Origin of the sequence: Paraburkholderia sp. J7 (genome assembly GCF_905220155.1) — a bacterium.
Lineage (GTDB): Bacteria > Pseudomonadota > Gammaproteobacteria > Burkholderiales > Burkholderiaceae > Paraburkholderia.
The window spans coordinates 244,566-267,045 of sequence record NZ_CAJMYZ010000005.1 but is presented as its reverse complement, the minus strand read 5'-3'; the positions used below and the strand labels follow the sequence as shown (position 1 = coordinate 267,045).

Genomic DNA, 22,480 nt, shown 5'->3' with positions numbered 1-22,480 from the left:
AAGATTTTTCTACGCAACTATTATTCGGACTGCTGATATACGCTCGCGCCTGCGCTGAACGTGCATGCGCGGGCATCGAAGGTCAGCGTTTCGCGATATCGTCGCCGTGCGAGTCCTTGTGAACGACCTCCACGTCGATGGTCCGGCCATCGTCGCCGCGCGAGTCCTTGTGTACGACCTCCACGTCGATGGTGCGGCCATCGTCGCCGAACTCGCGCGCCTGCCGGCGCAGCGCGCGTATTCTCCACCACAGATAGCCGGCCACGACCACGCCCACCGCGAACAGCACGGCAAGCAGCACCAGCGACAACATTGCGGCCACCACGAGCACGATTGCGCTCACGACGACGGCCACCATTCGCCCGAACCATCCGGTCCCGCCGATCCGGAGCCCTTTCTCGTACGTCGCGCCCTGTGGCGACGGTTTGTCGTCTTGCATCCCTCTTCTCCCAGCCGCCATCCGGCTGAACTTGAAGTGTTCCGAAACATCTCTGTCCACGCACGCCATTCGTCGTTCGGCAAATTGAAAACTTAGCCCTCGCGAGCACGCGCCTGTGTCTATTCTAAAGAAGTAACGCAAGCCGAATCGAGTCGTTTCCAGTCGCATTTGAATGGGACAACCTATCATGGCTGACACGAGCTACATGGCGCGCAAGTCCGTCGCCGACATAGTGGGAAGCGCCGATGCCGAAGGCGGCCGCGCACTCTCGAAAACCCTTGGGGCGCCCAGCATCACGGCGATGGGCATCGGCGCCATTATCGGCGCCGGTATTTTTGTCCTCACGGGCACCGCGGCGGCGCAATTTGCTGGACCGGGCATCATTCTGTCGTTTGTGCTGGGCGGAATTGCGTGTGCGTTCGTGGGCCTTTGCTACTCCGAACTGGCCGCCATGCTCCCCGTATGCGGCAGCACGTACACGTATACCTATGCGACGCTTGGCGAAGTGTTTGCGTGGATCATCGGCTGGGACCTGATTCTCGAGTACGCCATGGGTGCCGCAACGGTCGCGGTCGGGTGGTCCGGGTATATCGTCAGTCTGTTGCATAACGTCGGCATCACTATCCCGCCAACGCTCGCTGCCGCTCCAGGCACCGCCGTCCAGCTTGCTGACGGCACCACTGCCACCGGCACGATCAATCTCCCCGCAGTGTTGATCATCGCGATCCTCACCACGATGCTGGTGCTCGGCACGCGGGAGTCTGCACGTATCAACAACATCATGGTGGCAGTCAAGCTGACAGTCGTCGTGGCCTTCATCGCCATCGGCGCGTTCTTCGTGCATTCCGCCAACTGGCATCCCTTCGTGCCGCCCAACACCGGCACATTCGGCAGCTTCGGGGCGAGCGGCATTCTGCGCGGCTCTGCGGTGGTGTTCTTCGCGTTCATCGGCTTCGACGCGGTATCGACCGCTGCGCAGGAAGCGAAACGGCCGCAGCGCGACATGCCGATCGGTATTCTCGGGTCGCTCGTTATCTGCACCCTGCTCTATATCCTCGTGGCCGCCGTGCTTACCGGACTCGTTCCCTACGCACAACTGAACGTCCCCGATCCGATTGCCAAAGGGGTGGACGCCATTGGTTTCACCTGGTTCTCGGTGCTCATCAAGATCGGCGCGCTAACGGGGCTGACCACCGTGATACTCGTGCTGCTCTATGGGCAGAGCCGTATCTTCTTCACGATGTCGGAGGACAAGCTGCTGCCCCATCTGTTCTCCACCGTCCATCCGCGCTTGCACACGCCGCATCGAAGCCAGATCATGATCGGCATAGTCGTCGCCATCGTGGCGGCCCTCACGCCCATCGGCGTACTCGGCGAAATGGTCAGCATCGGGACGCTGTTTGCGTTCGTGCTCGTGTGTGGCGCCGTCATCTATCTGCGGCGCAGCGACTCCGACGCGAACCGCCCCTTCCGCGCGCCCGGCGTGCCCATTGTCCCCATTCTCGGGATCGCGTTTTGCCTGTTGCTGATGGTGGGACTTCCGCTCGTCACCTGGGTACGGCTGATCGTCTGGCTGCTGATCGGCATGCTGATCTACATGTCTTATGGCCGCCATCATTCGCGACTGCGCCATCCGGAGCGCGGTTGACGCGGGCCTCGAACCATCATGAACGTTCACCACGCGTGTTTCGTTCGTCCGGCGTTCGCTGCGATTTGCGTGACTTCCCTCGCAACGCTTGCCGCTTGCGGCGGGAACTCCTGCATCGGTCTCGGCAGCTGCGGCGGCACAACCGTGACACCCAACCTCACCCTCTCCGGCACGGCCGCCACCGGTTCGGCGCTCGCCAGCGCGACGCTGAACGTCAGTTGTGTGCAGGGTTCGGCGTCCGCCCTATCCGACGGTGGCGGGCACTACACGATCGCGTTCAATGCCACGCCGCCCTGCATCCTCACCGTGACCTCCGGCGGCGTGAGCCTGCACTCGCTGGCATTTGCTGGTGGGACCTTCAATACGACGCCGGAGACCGAGCTGATGGTTGTCTACATGGCTTCGCAACTCGGCACGAACGAGAATGGCTTGATAGCGGGCTTCCCGACCAACTCGCAGTACCAGCAAGCGCTGGCTAGCCAGGCCGACGTGCAGGCGGCGCAATCCGCAGTCGTCACGAATCTGCAGCAGCACTACGCGCTCACGCTGGCGGTACCGGCGTTTCTCACGACATCCTTCACGCTTGGCCAGCCCGGCGTCGACAGCGATCTGGTCGCGCTAGCGGCAGCGGGAGCGATCGATGCCAATGGCATGCCCGATCCGGCCGCCGTATCGCTGTTGTCCGCGGCGGGCCTCGCCCATCCGCTTACCGCAACGTCCGCCCCTTCTTCCGGCACGGGCGGAACGGGCAGCGGCAGCGGAACCATGTGACGTGAGCTTGCCGATGTCCGAGCCGCGTCGTGCCTCGACGCCCGCCCAACAACCTCAGCTGCTCTTTTCAAGGTCGCCTGGCTTCCACGTTTGGTCGAAGAACGCCTGCTCCGGCGAATACAGGCGGAAGATCACGAAGTAACCCTTGCCTGGCACCGTGCGCAGCCAGTTTTTCTCCTTGCCCGGGGGCGCCGTGGGACCGAAGTAGAGATCGGTCGAGCCATCGGCGTTCTGCACCGGCTTGTCCATCTGGTTCAGCGATGGGAACGGCTGGCCGTTGTCGAGACCCGAAGCCGTCGCGGCGTCGTAAACCGTCGCGGACCAGAAGTTCTTCGCCGGAATATGCGGCGGCAAGTGCAACGTGTACGACTGGCCGCCGTCGAGGAAATGGCCATCCTTGTCGCGGAACGTGACGGGGTACTTGGCGCCCGCTCCCACGAGATTCTTCACCATGCCCGGGCTCGCCGAATAGGCGCTCGTAAAGTACCCGGAGCGCTGTTCGAGATTGGTGAACGTCTCGCTTGACTGGAATGCCGTGTTCTCGCCGGCGAAGACGTTGATCCACTGACGATCCGGATAGTATTTGCCGCCTGGCTCGCGCGCGATCATGTCCGTGATGACCACCTTGCTCATCTTGAAGCCGGTTGCAGCGGCTTTGTCGAGCAGCGCGCGCATCTCGGCCGAAGGCTCGAAGGGCTTACCCTTGTCGATGCCGATCGTATGCAGGAAGCCACGCATGTCGAGATCGGCGGGGTCGACATATTCGCTGTCGATGAAGCGCGACATCATGTCGAAGTAGCTGGCATCGTGCGCAAACAGCAGGTTGGCGGGCTTCTCGTTGGCATTCGGAAACTGCATCGGCTTTGCCGTTTCCTTGTGCCCGAGCGGATAGATATGCGTGGCCGCGATCTCGGCGTTCGGTTTCGATAGATCCTTTGGATCGCTAAAGAAGGCGCGCCAGAACAGGAACACGTTATACGTCCGCGAGCGGTAGATGAACGCATCCTTCGGCACGTTCTTTGGCTCGCCTTTGTAGTCGGGTGGCAGCAGCACATAGGTGCCGCCCTTGCCCTTGTCGGGGCCGGCAAAGCCGACGTCGCCCGTCCAGGTCTGGCCGCCGATCGTCGGGCCGACGAGAGGACGCTGGAAGAAGTCGTCGAACATGCCTTGCACGCCGGGCGGCACCTCGACCACGAGCGGTCCGTCCTTGTGCAGGTCGAGATAGCCCATCGCGTATACGACGTCCGAGTTCGGCGTCGTGACCTGCGTCGAGGCCTTGATGCGCTCCTTCCACACCGGCAGCACGTTATAGCCCGCACCGAATATTTTCTCCGAGCCCTCCTTCATCGCCCACATGTTGATGGCGGGCAGCCCCCACAGATAGGCCTGTGTGGCGCGCTGGAAGATCAGTTCCTCCTGCATGCTGCTCGACGTGGCGGCGGTCGGATAGTCCTTGTCGAACGGCGCGTTGGCGAGCGCGTCGTAATGCGAGTCTTGCCCGAAGGCAACCTTTGCACCGACGAGCGCGAGACCCGCAAGCGTGAGAAAGGCGAAACACTGGCCCTGACGTTTCATGAAGGCTTTCCTCCAAGCGATGGTTACCGGAAAAATCGTGTGCCGTGCAGGCCCTGTATCCAACGGGCACCAAGGAGGCTAGCACAGGCGGATTCCGGCATAGTCGAGCGTGACCGGCAGCCGCCGTCACCACCGGGCCCGTATGCGTACCGGGCGAATCCTCTGGATCAGGGCCGATCGTTTGCAATCCTTCGGATATCCGATCACCGCCCCGCAAAACACCTCGATGCATCCGCATTCAAGACCCGCCGTTCTCGCCGACCGTCTACCGGACCGAGGAAAATGGCGTGAAGCGCGTATTCATGACCAGGCGCCTGGTGTGATTCCCGCCTGCACGCGCTTCGGCGCAGCCGGGAATGGCTCAGACGGTCTGTCTTCGCGGGTCTTCCCAACCTTGGTATAGAGCGCGCCGGAGCGAATCGGCTTCCCCTCGTATCGTCCCGATGCCGCGAAGCCGCCACGCCGGACGGTGTTTCACCGCGCAACCCGCCGGCGAACACCACCACTTTAGGGTGGGCTCGCCCCCTTGAACCGCCGTCTATCCTAGAAGCCGTAGAGCCCACAGAACAAGGCGCGGAGCACGACATGCCGCGTCTGGATGCCAAGGAGACAGGCGTAGTGACCCACGTCATCGACCCACAACACGCGGCGCCCCCCTGGCGCGCCGCCCGATTTCCTCAACGGCGAACGCTGGTCGAGCGCCGCGTTGACGGCACGCTGATTCTGCGCTCCGCGAACCCGCCGCCCGCTATCAGCCAGACGAGCTTTGCCGATTTCATTGCGCACTGGGCGCAGCAGCGCGGCGACACGGCCGCCTTCTGCCAGCGCGGCGAAGACGGCGCGTGGCGCGCGATGACATGGCGGCAACTGTGGGAGCAGGTCCAGTGCGTTGCGGCCGCATTGCTCGACCTGGGGCTGGGCCCGGACCGGCCGCTCATGCTGCTTTCGGGCAACTCCCTCGAGCAGGCCGTGTTGCTGCTCGCCGCCGAATACGTGCGCGTACCCACTGCACCGGTCTGCCCTGCTTACGCCATGCTCAGCAAGGACTTTGCGAGGCTCAAGGGGGTCGTCGAGCTCGTGCCGCCTGCCGCGATTTTCGTACAGTCAGCGAGCGTGTTCGAGCGTGCACTGGACCTGCTCAAGGACATTGAAGCACCCGTCATTGCCGTCGAAGAACCGCGCGGCGACCAGCTTGCGTGGAGCGCCCTCGCGGCCACGCCGCTTACGCCCGCGCGCCGTGCCGCGGTGGCGGCAGCGCACGCAGCGATCCGGCTCGACGACACCGTGCGAGTGTTGTTCACATCCGGCTCGACGGGCGTGCCCAAAGGCGTGGCGCTCACCTATCGCAACTTCCGGGCAGTCGCCTCCTACTATGCGGACAATCTCGCGTGGCTGCACGATGCGCAGCCGGTGTTCCTCGACTGGCTCCCCTGGCATCACGCCCTTGGCGGCGTGCTGAACCTCGGCCGCTCGGTCGAATTCGGCGCAACCCATTACATCGACGACGGACGCCCGCTGCCGGGTCTCATCGAGCGCACCGTGCGCAACCTGCGTGAAGTCTCGCCGACGATCTTCACGAGCGTGCCTTCCGCATGGGCGGTCCTCGCGAACGAGCTGGAGCGCGATCCGGAGCTGGCGCGCAGCGTGTTCTCGAACGCGCAATGCTTTGGCTACGGCGGCGCGAGCCTGCCCGTGGATGTCTGGCAGCGCATCCAGCGCGTTGCCGAGCAGACGATCGGTACACGCATCATGTTTTGCTCGGGGCTCGCCGCGACCGAAACCACCGGCATGGGCACCTATTGCAGCTGGCCGACCGAACAAGTCGGCAACATCGGCACCCCCGTGCCCGGCGCCGAAGTGAAGCTCTGCCCGCTGGAAGGCGGCGACGGACGCTTCGAATTCCGCATGCGCGGCGCGCACATCTTCGGCGGCTATATGAGGAATCCTGAACTGAGTGCGCAGGCGTTCGACGAAGAAGGCTTTTTCCGCCTCGGCGACGCGGTGCGGCTCGTCGATCCGGACAATCCGGCCGCCGGCATGATGTTCGCAGGCCGTGTGGTCGAGGACTTCAAGCTCACCAACGGCACATGGGTGCGCACCGGCGCCGTGCGCCTCGCGCTGCTGGAGCAATGCGCGCCGCTCCTCAGCGACGCCGTGATCTGCGGCCACGATCACGACTTTCTCGCGGCGCTTGCGTGGCCCAACGTCGGGGCGTGTCAGCGCGCATTTCCGGAACTCGCCGGCCTCGACGCCGCCGCGCTCGTCCGGCACCCCGTGCTCGTTTCCGAACTTCGCAAACGGCTTGGCAAGACCCGCACCGGAGCAGCCAGCCTGAGCGTCGAGCGCTTGATGCTGATGGACGAGCCGCCTTCGATGGACGCCAACGAGATCGCCGACAAGGGATACGTCAATCAGGCCGTCACGCGCTCGCGCCGGGCGCATCTCGTCGAAGCCCTGTACCGCGCCGAGCCTGAAGCGCATATCGCCCGCATTCGCTGATTTAGCCGTTCGCAGCGGCGTCGCTCATGGTCTTGCGACACCGCCTTGCAAATCGGTCGAATGATATTTGATAAGGATTGCGAACTGAACAGTCATACGCGAATTCGTCGCGCGCTAGTCTTAACCCTAACCTGTTATTCCGAAGGAGTCGCTCCATGAGCCGAAATGTCTATGTTGCCGGTGTCGGCATGATCCCGTTCAAGAAGCCCGGTACGAGCGAAACGTACGACACGATGGGCGCCATCGCCACGCGTCAGGCGCTCGCGGACGCGGGCCTCGAATATCGCGACGTGCAGCAGGCGTATGCCGGCTACGTGTACGGCGATTCGACCTGTGGACAGAAGGCGTTGTATCACGTCGGCATGTCCGGCATCCCGGTTATCAATGTGAACAACAACTGCGCCACCGGATCGTCGGCGCTCTTTCTCGCCCGGCAAGCCGTACAGAGCGGCGCGGTCGACTGCGCGCTCGCGGTTGGCTTCGAATTCATGCAGCCGGGGGCGCTCAAAGGGCATTGGGACGATCGCGAGCGCGCGCTCGAGCGTGCACTGAACCTCGTCGACGAACTGGTCGACCGCCCCGACCTGCCGAGCGCGATCCGCCAGTTCGCCGGCGCGGGCCACGCGCATATGAAGAAGTACGGCACCAAGCTCGAAACGTTCGCGAAAATTCGCGCGAAGGCAAGCCAGCACGCGGCGCGCAATCCGCTCGCCGTGTTCCGCAACATCGTCTCGACCGAAGATGTCATGGCCGCCCCCATGCTGTGGGAAGGCGTGCTCACGCGTTTGATGGCCTGCCCGCCGACCTGCGGCGCCGCAGCGGCGATCGTCGTATCGGAGGAATTCGCAAAGAAGCGCGGCTTGCGCACCGACGTCATGATCGCGGCGCAATCGCTCACGACCGACCTGCCTAGCACCTACGACGCTCGCGACATGATCCGCGTCGTCGGCTTCGACATGACGCGCCTCGCGGCTCAACAAGTCTACGAGCAGGCAGGCATCGGGCCCAAGGACGTGGACGTTATCGAGCTGCACGACTGCTTCGCGCAGAACGAGCTGATCACGTACGAAGCGCTCGGCCTGTGCCCGGAAGGCGAAGCCGAAAAGCTCGTCAACGACGGCGACAACACCTATGGCGGCGAATGGGTCGTCAATCCGTCGGGCGGCCTGCTCTCCAAGGGCCACCCGCTCGGCGCAACTGGCCTTGCGCAATGCTATGAACTGACGCAGCAACTGCGCGGCCGCGCCGATCAGCGCCAGGTGGAAGGCGCGAAGGTTGCGCTTGCACACAACGTGGGTCTTGGCGGCGCGTGCGTCGTCACGGTCTACAAGTCGGCTTGATCTGCCAGGCACTGGAGGAGCGATCGACATGATCGACAAGCAATTCATTGGCAAGACGATGCCCGAGTTCAGCGTGACGGCCGAAGCCGGACAGCTGCGCTTTTTCGCGAAAGCGACTGGCGAGACCAATCCGGTTCACTTCGACGAGTCCGCGGCACGCGACGCGGGCCATCCCGCCCTGCCGCTTCCGCCCACTTTCCTGTTCTCGCTGGAACTCGAGCAGCCGAACACCGGATGGCGCGAAGAAGTCGGCATCGAAATGGCGCGCATCCTGCATGGCGAGGAGTCCTTCACCTATCACCGCCAGGCGTACGCCGGCGACGTGCTGCGCTTTCAGTGCCGCATCGCGGACATCTACGACAAGAAAGGCGGCGCGCTGGAGTTCGTCGTGCGCGAAACGCGCGTGACCAACCAGCACGGCGAACACGTGGCGGATCTGCGCAGCGTGCTCGTGCAACGCAACGGCTGAACGGGAGAACACCACGAACAGTATTCGTTTCGACGACATCAAGGCCGGCGACACGCTCCCGCCGCTGACGCTGCCGCCCGTGAACCGCACGACGCTCGCACTCTTCGCGGGCGCGTCGGGCGATCACAACGCCGTGCATATCGATATCGACTACGCACGCCGCGCCGGCATGCCCGATGTGTTCGCGCACGGCATGCTGTCGATGGCGTGGCTCGGCCGGTTGCTCACGCAGTGGGTCGATCAGCGGCAGCTGCGTCATTTCGGTGTGCGATTCGTCGGCATCACGCATCTCGGACATCAAATCACCTGCACCGGGCGGGTGGTCGAGAAGTTCGAGGTGGATGGCGAGAAGCGCGTGCGCCTCGAAATCCAGACATCCAATCAGTATGGTGAACCGCGCGTCGTCGGCGACGCCGTGGTCGCCTTGTAATTCGCATCGACTCAAAGGAGACAGCAAGATGGGAAAGCTTGACGGCAAGGTGGCGCTCGTCACCGGATCGGGGCGTGGCATCGGCCGCGCGATTGCAGAGAAGCTGGCGAGCGAAGGCGCGCGCCTCGTCATCAACGACCTCGACGCCGATCCGGCGCACGAGACGGTCGAAACGCTCAGGAAAATGGGCGCCGAGGCAGTGGCGTGCGTCGGCAACGTGAGCGCGCCGGACTTCGGCGAGCGCATCGTCAACACGGCGATGAGCACGTACAAGGGCATCGACATCATCGTCAACAACGCGGGCTACACCTGGGACGACGTGATCCAGAAGATGAGCGACGAGCAGTGGTACGCGATCCTCGATTGCCACATGACCGCGCCATTTCGTATCCTGCGCGCCGCCTATCCGCATATCAAGGCCTTGCATCAGGCAGACGTCGCGCAAGGCCGCGAGGTCTATCGCAAGATCGTGAATATCTCGTCCACGTCCGCGCTCAACGGCAACGCCGGCCAGATGAACTACTCGTCCGCGAAGGCCGGTGTGATCGGCATGACGCGCGCGCTCGCACGCGAGTGGGGCCGCTTCAACGTCAACGTGAACTGCGTGGCGTTCGGTCTCATCCACACGCGCATGACGGTCAGCACCGAAGCAGCCGAAACGGTGCAGATCGAAGGCCGCGATATTCGCGTGGGCCTGAATGCGGACTTCTTCAAGGCGCATGCCCAGCGCAATCCGCTCGGCCGTGGCGGCAAGCCCGAGGAGGCAGCGGGCGGCGTGTACCTGTTCTGCTCGCCCGAATCGAACTACATCACCGGCCAGACCATCGCCGTAGCCGGCAATCTGCAGTAACGCTGCCGGCCACAACAACGTCGCTTCTCGCACTCGCTCCGGTTGGTGAAACGCCAACCGGAGCGCTTTTTTTCTGCTCTTGTCGCGCAAAAGCGCCCCGCCAATCAGGCGTCGAACGCATTCACCGGACCAATGAAGTCCAATTTGCCAACCTCGACCCCATTCGTGCGCAAGATCGCGTACGCCATGGCGACATGGAAGTACACATTCGGAATCACGATCTGCAGCAGATAGTTTTCTCCCGTCAGCTTCCCCGGCACCCATGATACCTTTACGACTTGCGCGGCTGCGTCGTCGTACCGGTCTGCCGGCACGCTTTCAGCGAACTCAATTGTCTTGCGAATGCGCGCACGCGCTTCGTCAAGCGTTTGCTCATTGTCTTCATGTCGCGGTGGCTGCTGCCCTGAAAGCCAGGCGGCCCCACCCTTCAAATAGTCGCAGGCGCTTTGTATCTGATAGAGCAATCCTCCCATGTCGGGAGCGAGACGTGTCGATAACAGAACGGCAACATCGAACTTTCTCGCATTCGCGAAGCGCTCCGCTTTGTCGAGGTAGGTTTCCATGGTTCTGACTGCTTGCACGCATTGTGCAATGGCCTGTGCATACATCGGGCTCTCCTTGAACAGATGTTTTCGTAAAGTCACGCTATGGACTGAACAAGCCGCCACGCCGGCCTGAACTTCCCATACAATTGGGCGACCTGATTCCACGTGGGCGAACGCGTTGGACCGACTAGAAGCCATGGAAATGTTGCTGGGTGCAGTGGACAGGGGCAGCCTGTCGGCAGCAGCTCGCGAACTGAAGATTCCAGTCAGCACACTCACTCGTAAAGTTGCCGATCTTGAGGAGATGCTGGGAACCCGCTTGCTGATACGAACCACGCGAAAGCTGACCTTGACCGACGCGGGTATCGCATACGTCGCAGCGGCGCGGCGCATCCTCGACCTCGTGCGCGAACAGGAGCGCGAAGCCACGGGCGAGTTTGCGACAGCAAAAGGGGAACTGGTCGTGACTGCACCCGTGCAGTTGGGCCGCCTGCATGTCTTGCCCGTCATCAATCAGTTCCTCGCTCAGTATCCGGACATCACCGTTCGGCTCCTGCTTTCCGATCGAAACATCGACCTCATCGATTCGCACGCCGACCTCGCAGTGCGCATCGGCGAACTCGCCGATAGCAGCATGATCGCGACGCGCATAGGTTCACTGCGGCCGGTCGTCTGCGCAAGTCCGGCCTTCCTCGGCCAACACACGCTGCCGCGCGAGCCCGATGATCTCGTGAAGTATTCGTGCATCGTCTTCAACAGCCCGTATCTTTCGCCGTGGCGCTTTCGCCTTCCCGCCACCCACAAGGTCTATCTGCTCGAAGTGAAGCCTCGGCTCGAGGTGACTTCACCCGACGCCGCAGTGAGCGCCGCCGTGGACAACGTGGGCATCACCTTCGTATTCGAGCACGATGCCGATGAAGCGCTTCGAAACGGCCAGCTCGAAATACTCCTGCCTCAGTTCGAAGTTGAGCCTGTGCCTGTGCATCTGGTTCATGTGTCCAGAAACCTCATGGCCGTAAAACTTCGCCATTTCATCGACTTCGCGGCGCCCAGGCTCAGGGAATCGATGTCCAGATTCGGCAAGCAAAAGCGGCGCTAAGCTGGGCCAGGGACGACCGCCCTCAAAACTCATCACTCGCCCGGTTGATCGCCGAGTACCCGGTCATTGCGCTCGTCGATCAACTCGCGCGTTGTTTGCGTCGCGCCTGGACCGGCAGCGAACCGAACGTCTCGATACGTGAGCGCCTGCCCGGTCGTTGCGCGAACCTCCACCGCCTCGACGGGGTTCCCGCTCGCATGCTCTACCAATGCGATCCGCGGCTTTCCATTCGGCGCAAGCCACTTGTCCCCCCATTGCATGAGCGCGACCAGCACCGGGTACAGGTCCGCCCCTTTCGAGGTCAAGCGGTAGCCAAACGTGTTTGCCCGTTCCGCGACCGGGAACCGCTCAAGAATATCCAGTTCGATCAGACGTTCGAGCCGTGCCGTGAGGACATTACGGGCGATGCCGAGCCCGCTCTGGAATTCGTCGAAGCGCCTGCTGCCTTGCGTGCACTCCCGAACGATCAAAAGCGTCCACCACTCGCCAACCTCGTCGAGGGCGCGAGCGATCGAGCAGTCCATTCCATCGAAGCGTTTTCTGTACATGATGAAACGCATCGTAGCCGAAGTTTCGTCATGCAACTTAACCAGATTCTGGGGAATAGCTTCCCGGTTTCGGCCCGTAGCGTGACGCAACGGCGTTCCCTATAGTTGCGTCACGAAACTTAGCCGGCAGTTGTTCCGGGAAAAGTCACCCCGGATCGCTGCCTCACTCCGGATCACCCCGCTATCGTCATACCAGATAGCAAACATTGATCATCCGACGGGCAAACCGCGACACCTCTGTTCGCCGTGCAACCTGTTCAAACACTTAGGAATGCCATGAATAACCGAATTGATCAGACCGAGGTGGAGATTACGACTCCACGGCGCTCGGCGACGTCCGGCTCCGTTCGATGGGTCGGTAAAGGTGTTGCCACCGTCGTGATCGTCGCCGCCGCGGCCACGGCGTTTCATATGCACGGGTCAAGTGCCGCGTCCGTTGCCGCTCCGCCTCCTCCATCAGTGAGCATCAGCGCGCCACTCCAGCGAAATATCGAAGGCCGGCTCGGGTTTCTCGGCCAGTTTTCAGCGGTCAATCGCGTTGAATTGCGTGCCCAGGTCGGGGGCACGCTCACGCGGATCAACTTCAAGGACGGCGACATCGTCCATCAAGGCGATCTGCTTTTCGAAATCGACCCGGAGCCCTATCAGATCAAGTTGAGCGAAGCGATGGCCGAACTCGAATCCGCAAACGCCCGGCTGGCGCTCGCCACGCGGGAACTGGCCCGTGCACAGGAACTGCAGCGTTCGGAGGCGGGAACGGTCGAGAACGTCGACCAGAAAGTCGCCGAGCAGCGCGCGGCACAGGCGGCCGTCGACAACGCGAACGCCCTCGTTCGCGACGCAAGGTTCGACCTCGATCGCTGCAAGATTACCGCGCCGTTCACCGGCCGAATCGGCACGCATCTCGTGTCGACGGGCAATCTGGTATCCGGCAGCCGCGCCGGCACGGGCCCGACAACGCTGCTTGCGACCATCGTTTCGCTGGACCCGATCTACCTCGATTTCGATATCAGCGAAAGCGACTACGCCGCCTTCCAGCGCTCACGCGAAAACCAGAGCGGCCCCCTGGCCGACACCGTAACGCTTTCGCCGACAGGCGACAGCGGGTACACGCGTACGGGCACGCTCAACTTTATCGACAACACGCTCGATCGCGCGAGCGGCACGATCCATGCGCGCGCAACGATCCCGAATGGCGACCTCTCATTGACGCCCGGCGGCTTCGCCCGCCTGCGCCTCGCGACGACTGCGCCGCATCCGGCGTTGCTCGTTCCCGATGCCGCCGTGCTCGAAGATCAAACGGACCACATGGTGTACGTCGTGGGAGAGGACAACGTGGCCACGCCCAGAAAGGTGGAGGTCGGCGACCTGCGAGGCGGTCTGCGCGTCATCCGGTCCGGGCTTGCGCCGACCGACCGGATCGTGATCGACGGCATTCCCGCGGTCCACCCCGGCTCGAAGATTTCCCCGCACGCAGGATCGATCCGGTTCTCGGCAGAGCACGGCGATGAAGGAGCAAAATCATGAAACTGACTCACTTCTTTATTGAGCACCCGCGCTTTGCCGCGGTGCTCAACATATTCGCTGTACTCATTGGACTGGCGACCATGATGAAGCTGCCCGTGGCCCAGTATCCGAACATCGTTCCCACGACCATTCAGATCACGACCTCGTATCCGGGTGCGTCGGCCGATACCATTGCGCGCACCGTTGCGACGCCGCTCGAGCAGTCCGTCAATGGCGTCGAGAACATGGATTACATTTCGAGCCAATCGACCAGCAACGGTCAGTTGACGATCACGGTGATCTTCAAGGTCGGCACGGACCCGAACACAGCCCTCTTGCTCACACGCAGCCGTGTGGAAGACACGCTGTCGCGCCTGCCTGTGGAAGTGCAGTTGCAGGGAGTCCAGGTGAAGAAGACCATCCAGGCGCTGCTGCTTGGCGTGCACGTCTATTCGCCCGACGGTTCCCGCAGTCCCGAATACCTGTCGAACTACATGCTCAAGGTACGCGATCAGATCGCGCGCTTGCCGGGCGTGTCGGACTTTCAGCTGTTCGGCGAGCGGCAGTACGCGATGCGAATCTGGATCGATCCGGACAAAGCCGCTTCGTACAACATCAGCGCCAGCGAAATACTCGCCGTACTTCGCGCGCAGAACGCCGCCGTTTCCGCCGGGGTGCTCAATCAGCCTCCGGTGTCGAACAACGGGACGGGCGCGTATCAGATCAACATCGACGCGCTCGGCCGTCTCTCGACCCCCGAGCAGTTCGGCGACGTCGTCGTCAAGTCCGATGCACAGGGACGCGTTACACGCATTCGCGATATCGGCCGCGTCGAACTCGGCTCCGTGGACTACGGCTCCAAGGCGTATGCCGACCGGTATGCCGCCACGCCGTGGTTCGTCATCGCCACGCCCGATGCGAACGTCGTGCAGGTCGAGCATGACGTGTGGGCCAAAATGGCCGAGCTGAAAAAACGCTTTCCGCCCGGCGTCGACTACATCAAGATTTACGACCCGACTACCTTTGTTTCCCAGTCGATTCACGAGGTTGCCAAAACCATCGGCATCGCCATTTTGCTGGTAGTCGGCGTGGTGTATCTGTTCCTGCAGAACTGGCGCGCCACGATCATCCCGGTTGTCGCGATCCCGGTTTCGCTGGTCGGCACGTTCACCGTCCTTTCGTTGTTCGGCGCGTCGATCAACAACCTTTCGCTGTTCGGACTGGTGCTCGCGGTTGGGATTGTCGTGGACGACGCCATCGTGGTGGTCGAGAACGTCGAACGCAACATGGCGCTTGGCATGTCGCCGAAAGAAGCCGCCCATCGAACGATGGACGAGGTCTCGACAGCGATCATCGCCATTGCGCTCACGCTGTGTGCGGTGTTCGGGCCCACTGCGTTGATGTCCGGCATCTCGGGGTTGTTCTTCAAGCAGTTCGCGATCACGATCGCCGCCTCCACCGTGATCTCATGCTTCGTCTCGCTTACGCTGAGCCCAGCCCTGTGCGCGGTGCTGCTCAAGCCGCACGAGATGGAGAAGCCGCACGGCGGCTCGACGGTGCTGGGCCGCCTCCATCATGCGGTGTTTGGCCGGTTCAATCGCTCGTTCGACTGGCTGTCGTCGCGGTACGGAAAGATGACGAGCCGCTTCGTTCGCGCGACCACCGTCATGCTGATCGTCTATGCCGGTCTGATTGGCGCAACGGCCTTGCAGATGTCGAGAATGCCCACCGGCTTCATTCCCGAGCAGGACATCGGCTATCAGGCTGTGATCGCGTTCCTGCCTCCGGGCGCGAGTCTCGAACGCACCGACAAGGTGATCCGCGAGATCAACGACATCGTGCTCGAAACGCCGGGACTCAAGGGCGTCACTCACACGTCGCCCGTGTCGGGCTTCGACGTCACGACGGGCACGATCGCGCCCAACGTGGGCACGCTGTTCTACGGATTGCCTTCGCTGTACGGCAAGCATGTTCCTGGCGTGAATGCCGCGTCGACGTTGGTCGAACTGCGCAAGCGCGTCGCGGGTGTCAAGGACGCCGTGGTCGTCGTGGTCAATCCGCCGCCCGTGCAAGGGCTGGGCGCGGCGGGTGGCTTCAAGCTGATGCTGGAAGACCGTGGCGGACTGGGGCCCCAGGCGCTCGCCGACGCAGCGCACGCACTCGTGGCCGCGGCCAACAAGGACAAGGTGTTCGGCGGCGTGTTCACGCTTTACAACGCGGGCGCACCGTCTGTCTACGCCGACATCGATCGCCTCAAGGCAGAAAAGCTCGGCCTTACCCCCACGGATGTGTTTTCCACGATGGACCTTTACTTAGGTTCGCAGTACGTGAACGACTTCAACTTCATGGGACGTACGTATCAAGTGCGGGTTCAGGGCGATGAAGCGTTCCGGAGGACACCTGACGACATCGGCAGACTCAAGGTGCGCAACGCGATGGGAGACATGGTGCCGATCAGCAGTGTGGCGACCTTCAGGAATACCACCCAGCCGTATCGCGTGCCGCGCTACAACATGTACCCCGCAGCGGAAATCATGGGGGCGGCCGCGCCCGGATTCTCGTCGGGCGAAGCCATCGAACACATGGAACAACTCGCCGGACAGGTCCTGCCCAACGGCATCACGTATGAGTGGACCGATCTCGCCCACCAGCAAAAAGAGCAGACCATGTCGCCGCTCGTGATCTTCGCGGCGTCGGCGCTGTTCGTCTTCCTCGTGCTCGCCGCGCAATATGAAAGCTGGAAAACGCCGCTTGCGATCGTGCTGATCGTGCCGATGTGTCTGCTCGCAGCGGCCATCGGTCTGAACATGCGAGGCATGCCCATCGACATTCTTGCGCAAATTGGCTTCGTGGTGCTCGTCGGACTGGCCGCCAAGAACGCCATCCTCATCGTCGAGTTCGCGAGACAGCGCCAGGAGGAAGACGGGGTCGATGCCGAGGACGCCGCCACCCATGCGGCCCATGTGCGGCTGCGCCCGATCCTGATGACGTCGTTTGCCTTTATCGCGGGCGTGGCGCCGCTCGCCATTGCGAGCGGCGCAGGCTCGGAAATGCGGCAATCGCTCGGCACAACGGTGTTCTTCGGCATGCTCGGCGTGACGATCTTCGGGCTCGCCTTCACCCCGGGGTTTTACGCCTTCGTTCGCAAGCTCGGCGTGAAAGGCACGGCTGCCTTGCGGCAACTTCGCAGTGGAGAAGTGAAATGAACGGCTTCGTATCCAGGACTTCGAAAGCGCTCGCGGGTAGTCTGATCGTCAGCGCGTTTCTTGCGGGCTGTGCTGTTGGGCCGAACTATGTTGCGCCCACTACGGAGATGGCGCCGTTTCACAACGCGAAGATCGTGGCCGACCGGCAAACGACGTTGCCGGCCCCGAGCCTCGATAGCTGGTGGACCGGGTTCAATGACCCCGAACTAGTCAAGGTGGTGCAACGGGCGCTCGATCAAAACCTCGATATTCAGGCCGCGATGGCGCGCGTCGCCCAGTCGCGCGCTGCGGCCCAGGCAGCGGGTGCCCAGCTGCTGCCGACGGTGGATGCCAACGCGTCGTACACCGCGTTGCACCAGAGCGTGCAGAGTCCGCTTGGCGCCCTTGCGAGCGCGTTCCCCAACTACAGCCGCGATCAGAAGGAGTACATCGCGGGCGCAACGGCCAGCTGGGAAATCGACCTCGCCGGTGGACTGCGGCGCGCGCACGCGGCAGCCACCGAAGAAGAGCAGGCCGCCGAAGCCTCTCAAATGGGAACGCGCGTGACGGTTGCCGCCGACGCGGCCGACGCCTACCTGCAAATCAGAGGGCTGCAGGCGGAGCTGGCCGTTACCCAGGATCAGGTGGATACCGACGCGCGTTTGCTGGAACTCGTGAAAGCGCGCAAACAGGCCGGTGCGTCCGACGAACGCGAAGTCGCTCAGGCTGAAGCGTTGCTGCGTGGCGCACGTGCCACCGTGCCGACCTTGCGCGTGGCGCTCGAAGCGCAATTGAACCGGCTCGATGTGCTGATGGGCGCGCAGCCTGGGACCTATGCGGCGGAACTCGCCACGAACCCTGGTGCCATTCCCGACGTGCCTGCCATTGGCAGCGCGGATCAGCCCGTGGACGTTCTGCGGCGTCGACCTGACATCATCGCTGCGGAGCGCCATCTGGCGGCGTCGAACGAAGCCATCGGCGTCGCAATCGCCGATTACTACCCGAAGATTTCGCTCTCTGGCGCATTGGGATTCGACAGCATCTCGGCCAGCCACTTCCTGAGCGCAAAGTCGTTCCAACCCGTGGGGACCGGCGCGCTGCAATGGCGTCTGTTCGATTTCGGCAAGGTGGACGCAGAAGTCAAAAATGCGCGTGGAGCGTACGCGCAAGCCCTGGCGCAGTATCGCGAGGCCGCGCTCAAAGCGACCGAAGACGTCGAAGACGCCTTGATGACGCTCTCGCAAACGGAGATACGCGCGCAGGAAATTCAACAGGAAGTCGACGCATTGACGAAGGCGCGCGACCTTTCGGAGAAAGCGTATCGCGCGGGCTCGATCACGCTGACCGATGTGCTCGACGCCGACCGGCAACTCCTCGACGCACGCGACGATCTCGACGCAACGAAGGCGGACGCTGCCCGCGCGGCAGTACGAACGTTCCGCTCGCTGGGAGGCGGATGGGACGCCCCGCACCAGCAGCTGGCTCAGGCCAACTAAGCCGCAGACACCACTTAACCGGTTTATGGGGAACAGCTTCCTGCTTGCGGCCCGTAGTGCGATCCAGGCAGCTTCCCTATAGTTTCGTCACAAGACTAACGTTCTCATTTTTCTGGAGAGGTCGACATGGATCGCCGTCTTCTAACACTCTCACTCGGCATGTTCGCGCTCGGCACTGATAGCTTCGTCTTTGCGGGCATCCTGCCTGAAATCGCGCACTCGTTTGGCGTCAGCATCGGCGCTGCGGGCCAGCTCATCAGTGTCTATGCACTGAGCTATGCGCTGCTCGGCCCAACCATTGCAGCGCTTGCTGCGAACGTCGCACGAAAGCGTCTGCTGCTCAGCGGCATCGGCTTGTTCGTGATCGCCAATCTCGGCACCATCGTGGCGCCGAATCTCGGCATCGCGTTGGCCACCCGCGCTCTCGCGGGTCTGGGCGCAGCCATGTTCTCGCCCACTGCCAGCGGAACGGGCGCATCGCTCGTGCCGCCGGAGCGTCGTGGCTATGCGTTGTCCATCATCGTGGCGGGTTTGACGACCGCTACCGCGCTGGGCTCGCCCATCGGCGCCGTGATCGGCGGCCTCGCCAGCTGGCACTGGACGCTCGTTCTCGTCGCCGCACTCGGCGCGGCCGCATTCGCCGGCATCCTGGCGTTCTTGCCTGAAGTGCCGCTGCCGCCGGCCATCTCGCTTAGCAAGCGCCTGTCTCCGCTCACCGACTCCCGCGTGGGACTCACGCTCACGACGACGGTGCTGGCCCAGATCGGCACCTTCATCATCTTCAGCTACTTCTCCGTCGTGTTCGACCGTGCCACCGGCCACAGCGCCACGGTGCTCGGTGGACTGCTGGTGCTTTGGGGCCTAGCCGGAACCTGCTCGAATCTGCTGACGGGGCGAATTCTCGACAGGATCGGTTCGCACAAGGTCGTCATGATCAAGCTGGCCATCGTTGCAATCGTCATTCTCACCATGCCGATCACCGGCGCACATCTCTGGAGCGCAGCGATCGCCGTCACGATCTGGGGCGCCTGCGCATGGGGCGTGCTGGTGCCGCAGCAGTTCCGCCTCGCGAGCCTGAATCCGCCGATGACCGCCGTGCTGGTAGGCCTGAATACTTCGGCGACTTATGTGGGTGTCTCCATCGCGGGCGCGCTCGGCGCCGCCGTGATCCCGGTCATCGGCAGTCACAACCTGGGCTACCTCTCGAGCATTCCCGTGGTCATCGCGATTCTTGTTTCCGAACTCGCAACGCGGCGCATTGCAGCGTCTGCGAACCCGGCAAAGCGCGCAGTAGCGGCTTGAGCTTCCATCCCGATACAAGGAAAGAGCCATGTCTAACGCAAACACATTCCGTCAGTTGCACGACAATACCTCGCCGCTGCGGCTGCCGAATGCCTGGGATGCCGGCAGTGCACGCCTCATCGAGGCGTTGGGGTCCCCCGCAATCGCCACGACCAGCGCAGGCTTTGCATGGGCATTGGGATACCCGGACGGCCGCATGCTGCCGTTCGACGAAGTCACGGCTTGCGTTCGACGCATGATTCGCGTGCTGAACGTGCCTTTGTCGGTCGATATCGAACATGGCTATTCAGACGATCCCAAAACCGTTGCAGGCCATGTCATGCGGCTGGTGGATCTTGGCGTCGCCGGGATCAATATCGAAGACGGTACAGACCCGGCATCGCTTCTCGCCTTGAAGATCGAGGCGATCAGGCATGCCGTTGCGAAATCGGGCTCGGATCTCTTCGTCAACGCGCGCAGCGACGTATTTCTTGCACGGCTCGCTGAACCATCGAAGCAGCCGGAAGAGTCGATCGCTCGCGGCAATCTGTATGCGTCAGCCGGCGCGGACGGTCTTTTCCTTCCGGCGCTCGCGCGGTCATCCGATATCGAAACGATCGTCGGCGCCATTCGCTTGCCGCTTAACGTCATGGCCGTACCAGGACTCGCCGACGCAACGACGCTCGGAAAACTGGGCGTGCGGCGCTTAAGTGCAGGTAGCGCCATTTCGCAAGCCGTGCTCGCGAAGGCGAAGACCCTCGCACAAGACTTTCTGGAGAGCGGCCGTTTTGAAGCTCTCGATAGCCATCCCCTGCCGTATTCCGAAATCCAAGGTCTTTTCGCATAACTGACTGTATCCACCATCACGCAATGGAGATTGAAATGACACTCAATGGCAAACGCGCTCTGGTCACCGGAGCAAGCCGCGGCATCGGTGCTGCAATCGCAAAGGCACTAGCGGCCGCGGGCGCAGATGTGGCGATCACCTATGAAAAGTCGACAGAGCAGGCCGCGAGCGTTGTAAAGGCGATCGAGGCGGAAGGCCGGCGCGGTGTCGCCATCCAGGCGGATAGCGCCAATGCGTCGGCAGTCCAGGCGTCCGTGCAGAAGACCGTCGAAGCATTGGGTGGGCTCGATATCCTGGTGAACAACGCCGGTATTCTTCGGATGGGCAATGTCAAGGATATTTCCCTCGAAGACATCGACGCGACGCTCAACGTCAATGTGCGCGCGCCTATCGTGGCCGCGAAGGCCGCAATCCCCCACCTGGAGGCGGGAGGGCGAATTATTTCGATCGGCAGTTACTTCGCCGACCGGGTCCCGGCCTCGCTGCTCGGCGTATACGCAAGTTCCAAGTCCGCTCTTGTGGCGTTCACCCAGGGGCTGGCGAGAGAACTGGGCCCGCAAGGCATTACCGCAAATCTCGTCCAGCCCGGCTCCATCAATACCGACATGAACCCGGTGGAAGGTCCGTTCGGGCCGACGCTGAAATCGCTGACGGCTACCGGCGACTACGGCAAAGGCGAAGACATTGCGCAAGCCGTGGTCTTCCTCGCGAGCGCCAACGCCAGTTACGTGACGGGCGCCACGCTCACCGTTGACGGCGGCGCTAACGCTTGAGCGACCACACAGGCTTCGGTATGGGCGGCATGCGTGCAACGGGTCTTCAAGCTCGAAAGCGCATGCCGCACAGACGCACGAGATGCCGGAGTGTCTCCTTCAATATGTCTGCCATTGACCTGAACCGATACGTTATCTTTTAGTTAGCCATGCTTAGTTAAACGCTCGGCCTTTCGGCGGTTTCGCTATTTCGCGGGGCGGCCTGCCGTTGCTGCTGCGGGCCGTCACCGTCACCAACGGCTGCCGGCCCGGGTTCTACCTTCCCAGTCAAACTGCCCAGTCGAACGGAGCAACACTACGCCACATCGTCATGCCCCGGTCGTCCCGCCGCTGCCCACCGGCGTCAGCACGAAATCGAATGGCGAGCGCCAGACCGTGCTGCCGTCGGTGACGCGCTCGAACGGCGCCACCAGTGTCTCTTTGACACCGAATACGGCATCGGAGTTGAGGTACGCGTCGGCGCCCGCGAACGTGTGCGTCACAATCGTTTCGAATCCAGGCGCCTTCACGATGAAGTGCATGTGCGCGGGGCGGTACGGATGCCGGCCGAGTGCGGCAAGCATCTTGCCCACCGGTCCATCGTCCGGAATCGGGTACGACACCGGCTTGATACCGATGAAGCGGTAATGCCCATCCTCGCCAGTCGTAAAAATGCCGCGATTGTTCCATTTCGGCTGGATGCCGGGTTGCTGGACGTCGTAGAAGCCGTCCGGGTTGTCTGACCAAACGTCGAGCCGCGCGCCGCTCACCGGATTGCCCTGGAGATCGACCACGCGCCCTTCGAACGCACAGCTTTCACCCTTGCCGTCGAGCGTAATGCACGCACCCATCTCCCGCTCCGGTGCGTCGACGACGTGGAACGGGCCGAGCACGGTATTCTCGGTCGCGCCCGCGGGGCGACGGTGGTTGATCGCATCGACCAGCATCGACGCCCCCAATGTGTCGCTCAGGAGAATGAACTCCTGGCGCTCGTTGCCGCAGATCTGCCCGGTCCGGGTCAGGAAGCCGATTGCGGCTTCCCACTCATCGTGCGTGAGATGGACGTCCTTGATAAACGCGTGAAGGTGCTTCACGAGCGAAGCCATGACGGTCTTCAAGCGCGGCTCGATGTCTGCGCCCATGCGCGCGTTGACGGCCTGGGCCGAGCCCTCTTCGGTAAAGAACTGGGACATGTTGCTG

19 protein-coding genes are annotated in these 22,480 nt (G+C 62.6%); 14 read left to right on the top strand and 5 right to left on the bottom strand.

The window, feature by feature from the left end; all coding sequences use genetic code 11:
• Positions 1–82 precede the first annotated feature (82 nt).
• Positions 83–439: a hypothetical protein gene (locus U5A58_RS10600; RefSeq protein ID WP_321910672.1), complete on the bottom strand. Its 357-nt coding sequence runs from the start codon at positions 437–439 to the stop codon at positions 83–85.
• A 187-nt stretch (positions 440–626) separates the two neighbouring features.
• Here U5A58_RS10600 and U5A58_RS10595 point away from each other — a divergent pair, with 187 nt between their 5' ends.
• Together U5A58_RS10595 and U5A58_RS10590 are read left to right on the top strand one after the other, a co-directional pair.
• Positions 627–2,087, top strand: a complete 1,461-nt coding sequence (locus U5A58_RS10595) for an amino acid permease (RefSeq protein WP_321935689.1) — start codon at positions 627–629, stop codon at positions 2,085–2,087.
• A gap of 18 nt (positions 2,088–2,105) precedes the next feature.
• Complete coding sequence (locus U5A58_RS10590; RefSeq protein ID WP_321961416.1) at positions 2,106–2,858, top strand: hypothetical protein; 753 nt, start codon at positions 2,106–2,108, stop codon at positions 2,856–2,858.
• 54 nt (positions 2,859–2,912) lie between these two features.
• Here U5A58_RS10590 and U5A58_RS10585 read toward each other — a convergent pair whose 3' ends face one another.
• Positions 2,913–4,433, bottom strand: coding sequence for a DUF1254 domain-containing protein (locus U5A58_RS10585; RefSeq protein WP_321961415.1), 1,521 nt, complete (start codon positions 4,431–4,433; stop codon positions 2,913–2,915).
• A gap of 585 nt (positions 4,434–5,018) precedes the next feature.
• On the opposite strand from U5A58_RS10585, the gene U5A58_RS10580 reads away from it, so the two are divergent.
• The 5 genes from U5A58_RS10580 (at position 5,019) to U5A58_RS10560 (ending at position 10,021) form a co-directional block, all read left to right on the top strand.
• Positions 5,019–6,932: a feruloyl-CoA synthase gene (locus U5A58_RS10580; RefSeq protein WP_321961414.1), complete on the top strand. Its 1,914-nt coding sequence runs from the start codon at positions 5,019–5,021 to the stop codon at positions 6,930–6,932.
• A 155-nt stretch (positions 6,933–7,087) separates the two neighbouring features.
• Positions 7,088–8,272, top strand: coding sequence for a lipid-transfer protein (locus U5A58_RS10575; RefSeq protein ID WP_321910664.1), 1,185 nt, complete (start codon positions 7,088–7,090; stop codon positions 8,270–8,272).
• Between the two features lie 28 nt (positions 8,273–8,300).
• The gene (locus U5A58_RS10570) at positions 8,301–8,741 is read left to right on the top strand and encodes a MaoC family dehydratase N-terminal domain-containing protein (protein WP_321961413.1); all 441 of its coding nucleotides are present in this window, start codon (positions 8,301–8,303) and stop codon (positions 8,739–8,741) included.
• A gap of 22 nt (positions 8,742–8,763) precedes the next feature.
• The gene (locus U5A58_RS10565; protein ID WP_321961523.1) at positions 8,764–9,171 is read left to right on the top strand and encodes a MaoC family dehydratase; all 408 of its coding nucleotides are present in this window, start codon (positions 8,764–8,766) and stop codon (positions 9,169–9,171) included.
• Positions 9,172–9,199: 28 nt separating this feature from the next.
• Complete coding sequence (locus U5A58_RS10560) at positions 9,200–10,021, top strand: SDR family NAD(P)-dependent oxidoreductase (RefSeq protein ID WP_321946652.1); 822 nt, start codon at positions 9,200–9,202, stop codon at positions 10,019–10,021.
• 104 nt (positions 10,022–10,125) lie between these two features.
• Here the strand turns inward: U5A58_RS10560 and U5A58_RS10555 are convergent, their stop codons facing one another.
• Positions 10,126–10,629: a DUF1993 domain-containing protein gene (locus tag U5A58_RS10555; protein ID WP_321910658.1), complete on the bottom strand. Its 504-nt coding sequence runs from the start codon at positions 10,627–10,629 to the stop codon at positions 10,126–10,128.
• Positions 10,630–10,762: 133 nt separating this feature from the next.
• On the opposite strand from U5A58_RS10555, the gene U5A58_RS10550 reads away from it, so the two are divergent.
• On the top strand, positions 10,763–11,665 hold the full coding sequence (locus U5A58_RS10550) for a LysR family transcriptional regulator (RefSeq protein WP_321910656.1): 903 nt from the start codon (positions 10,763–10,765) through the stop codon (positions 11,663–11,665).
• 32 nt (positions 11,666–11,697) lie between these two features.
• Here U5A58_RS10550 and U5A58_RS10545 read toward each other — a convergent pair whose 3' ends face one another.
• Positions 11,698–12,213: a helix-turn-helix domain-containing protein gene (locus U5A58_RS10545; RefSeq protein ID WP_321910864.1), complete on the bottom strand. Its 516-nt coding sequence runs from the start codon at positions 12,211–12,213 to the stop codon at positions 11,698–11,700.
• 246 nt (positions 12,214–12,459) lie between these two features.
• Between U5A58_RS10545 and U5A58_RS10540 the strand changes: the two genes are divergently transcribed.
• The 6 genes from U5A58_RS10540 to U5A58_RS10515 all read left to right on the top strand — a co-directional run bounded on the left by U5A58_RS10540 (position 12,460) and on the right by U5A58_RS10515 (position 21,301).
• A complete protein-coding gene (locus U5A58_RS10540) occupies positions 12,460–13,740 on the top strand; it encodes an efflux RND transporter periplasmic adaptor subunit (protein ID WP_321961412.1) in 1,281 nt (426 codons plus the stop codon).
• Positions 13,737–16,925 (top strand): efflux RND transporter permease subunit, encoded by a 3,189-nt coding sequence (locus tag U5A58_RS10535; RefSeq protein ID WP_321961411.1) that lies wholly within the window; start codon positions 13,737–13,739, stop codon positions 16,923–16,925. Before U5A58_RS10540 ends, U5A58_RS10535 begins: the two co-directional genes overlap by 4 nt.
• On the top strand, positions 16,922–18,400 hold the full coding sequence (locus U5A58_RS10530; RefSeq protein WP_321961410.1) for an efflux transporter outer membrane subunit: 1,479 nt from the start codon (positions 16,922–16,924) through the stop codon (positions 18,398–18,400). The genes U5A58_RS10535 and U5A58_RS10530 overlap by 4 nt, the downstream gene beginning before the upstream one ends.
• Before the next feature lie 126 nt (positions 18,401–18,526).
• Entirely contained in the window at positions 18,527–19,702 is a 1,176-nt protein-coding gene (locus U5A58_RS10525; RefSeq protein WP_321910650.1) for an MFS transporter, read from the top strand.
• A gap of 28 nt (positions 19,703–19,730) precedes the next feature.
• Complete coding sequence (locus U5A58_RS10520; RefSeq protein ID WP_321961409.1) at positions 19,731–20,528, top strand: isocitrate lyase/phosphoenolpyruvate mutase family protein; 798 nt, start codon at positions 19,731–19,733, stop codon at positions 20,526–20,528.
• Between the two features lie 35 nt (positions 20,529–20,563).
• The gene (locus U5A58_RS10515; RefSeq protein ID WP_321961408.1) at positions 20,564–21,301 is read left to right on the top strand and encodes an SDR family oxidoreductase; all 738 of its coding nucleotides are present in this window, start codon (positions 20,564–20,566) and stop codon (positions 21,299–21,301) included.
• A 308-nt stretch (positions 21,302–21,609) separates the two neighbouring features.
• Here the strand turns inward: U5A58_RS10515 and U5A58_RS10510 are convergent, their stop codons facing one another.
• Positions 21,610–22,473, bottom strand: coding sequence for an intradiol ring-cleavage dioxygenase (locus U5A58_RS10510; RefSeq protein WP_321961407.1), 864 nt, complete (start codon positions 22,471–22,473; stop codon positions 21,610–21,612).
• Between the last annotated feature and the right edge of the window lie 7 nt (positions 22,474–22,480).

Bases quoted from the DNA above. Each gene is read 5' to 3' on its own strand.
- U5A58_RS10600 (WP_321910672.1), bottom strand. From the start codon at position 439: ATGCAAGACGACAAACCGTCGCCACAGGGCGCGACGTACGAGAAAGGG.
- U5A58_RS10595 (WP_321935689.1), top strand. From the start codon at position 627: ATGGCTGACACGAGCTACATGGCGCGCAAGTCCGTCGCCGACATAGTG.
- U5A58_RS10590 (WP_321961416.1), top strand. From the start codon at position 2,106: ATGAACGTTCACCACGCGTGTTTCGTTCGTCCGGCGTTCGCTGCGATT.
- U5A58_RS10585 (WP_321961415.1), bottom strand. From the start codon at position 4,433: ATGAAACGTCAGGGCCAGTGTTTCGCCTTTCTCACGCTTGCGGGTCTC.
- U5A58_RS10580 (WP_321961414.1), top strand. From the start codon at position 5,019: ATGCCGCGTCTGGATGCCAAGGAGACAGGCGTAGTGACCCACGTCATC.
- U5A58_RS10575 (WP_321910664.1), top strand. From the start codon at position 7,088: ATGAGCCGAAATGTCTATGTTGCCGGTGTCGGCATGATCCCGTTCAAG.
- U5A58_RS10570 (WP_321961413.1), top strand. From the start codon at position 8,301: ATGATCGACAAGCAATTCATTGGCAAGACGATGCCCGAGTTCAGCGTG.
- U5A58_RS10560 (WP_321946652.1), top strand. From the start codon at position 9,200: ATGGGAAAGCTTGACGGCAAGGTGGCGCTCGTCACCGGATCGGGGCGT.
- U5A58_RS10555 (WP_321910658.1), bottom strand. From the start codon at position 10,629: ATGTATGCACAGGCCATTGCACAATGCGTGCAAGCAGTCAGAACCATG.
- U5A58_RS10550 (WP_321910656.1), top strand. From the start codon at position 10,763: ATGGAAATGTTGCTGGGTGCAGTGGACAGGGGCAGCCTGTCGGCAGCA.
- U5A58_RS10545 (WP_321910864.1), bottom strand. From the start codon at position 12,213: ATGTACAGAAAACGCTTCGATGGAATGGACTGCTCGATCGCTCGCGCC.
- U5A58_RS10535 (WP_321961411.1), top strand. From the start codon at position 13,737: ATGAAACTGACTCACTTCTTTATTGAGCACCCGCGCTTTGCCGCGGTG.
- U5A58_RS10530 (WP_321961410.1), top strand. From the start codon at position 16,922: ATGAACGGCTTCGTATCCAGGACTTCGAAAGCGCTCGCGGGTAGTCTG.
- U5A58_RS10525 (WP_321910650.1), top strand. From the start codon at position 18,527: ATGGATCGCCGTCTTCTAACACTCTCACTCGGCATGTTCGCGCTCGGC.
- U5A58_RS10520 (WP_321961409.1), top strand. From the start codon at position 19,731: ATGTCTAACGCAAACACATTCCGTCAGTTGCACGACAATACCTCGCCG.
- U5A58_RS10515 (WP_321961408.1), top strand. From the start codon at position 20,564: ATGACACTCAATGGCAAACGCGCTCTGGTCACCGGAGCAAGCCGCGGC.
- U5A58_RS10510 (WP_321961407.1), bottom strand. From the start codon at position 22,473: ATGTCCCAGTTCTTTACCGAAGAGGGCTCGGCCCAGGCCGTCAACGCG.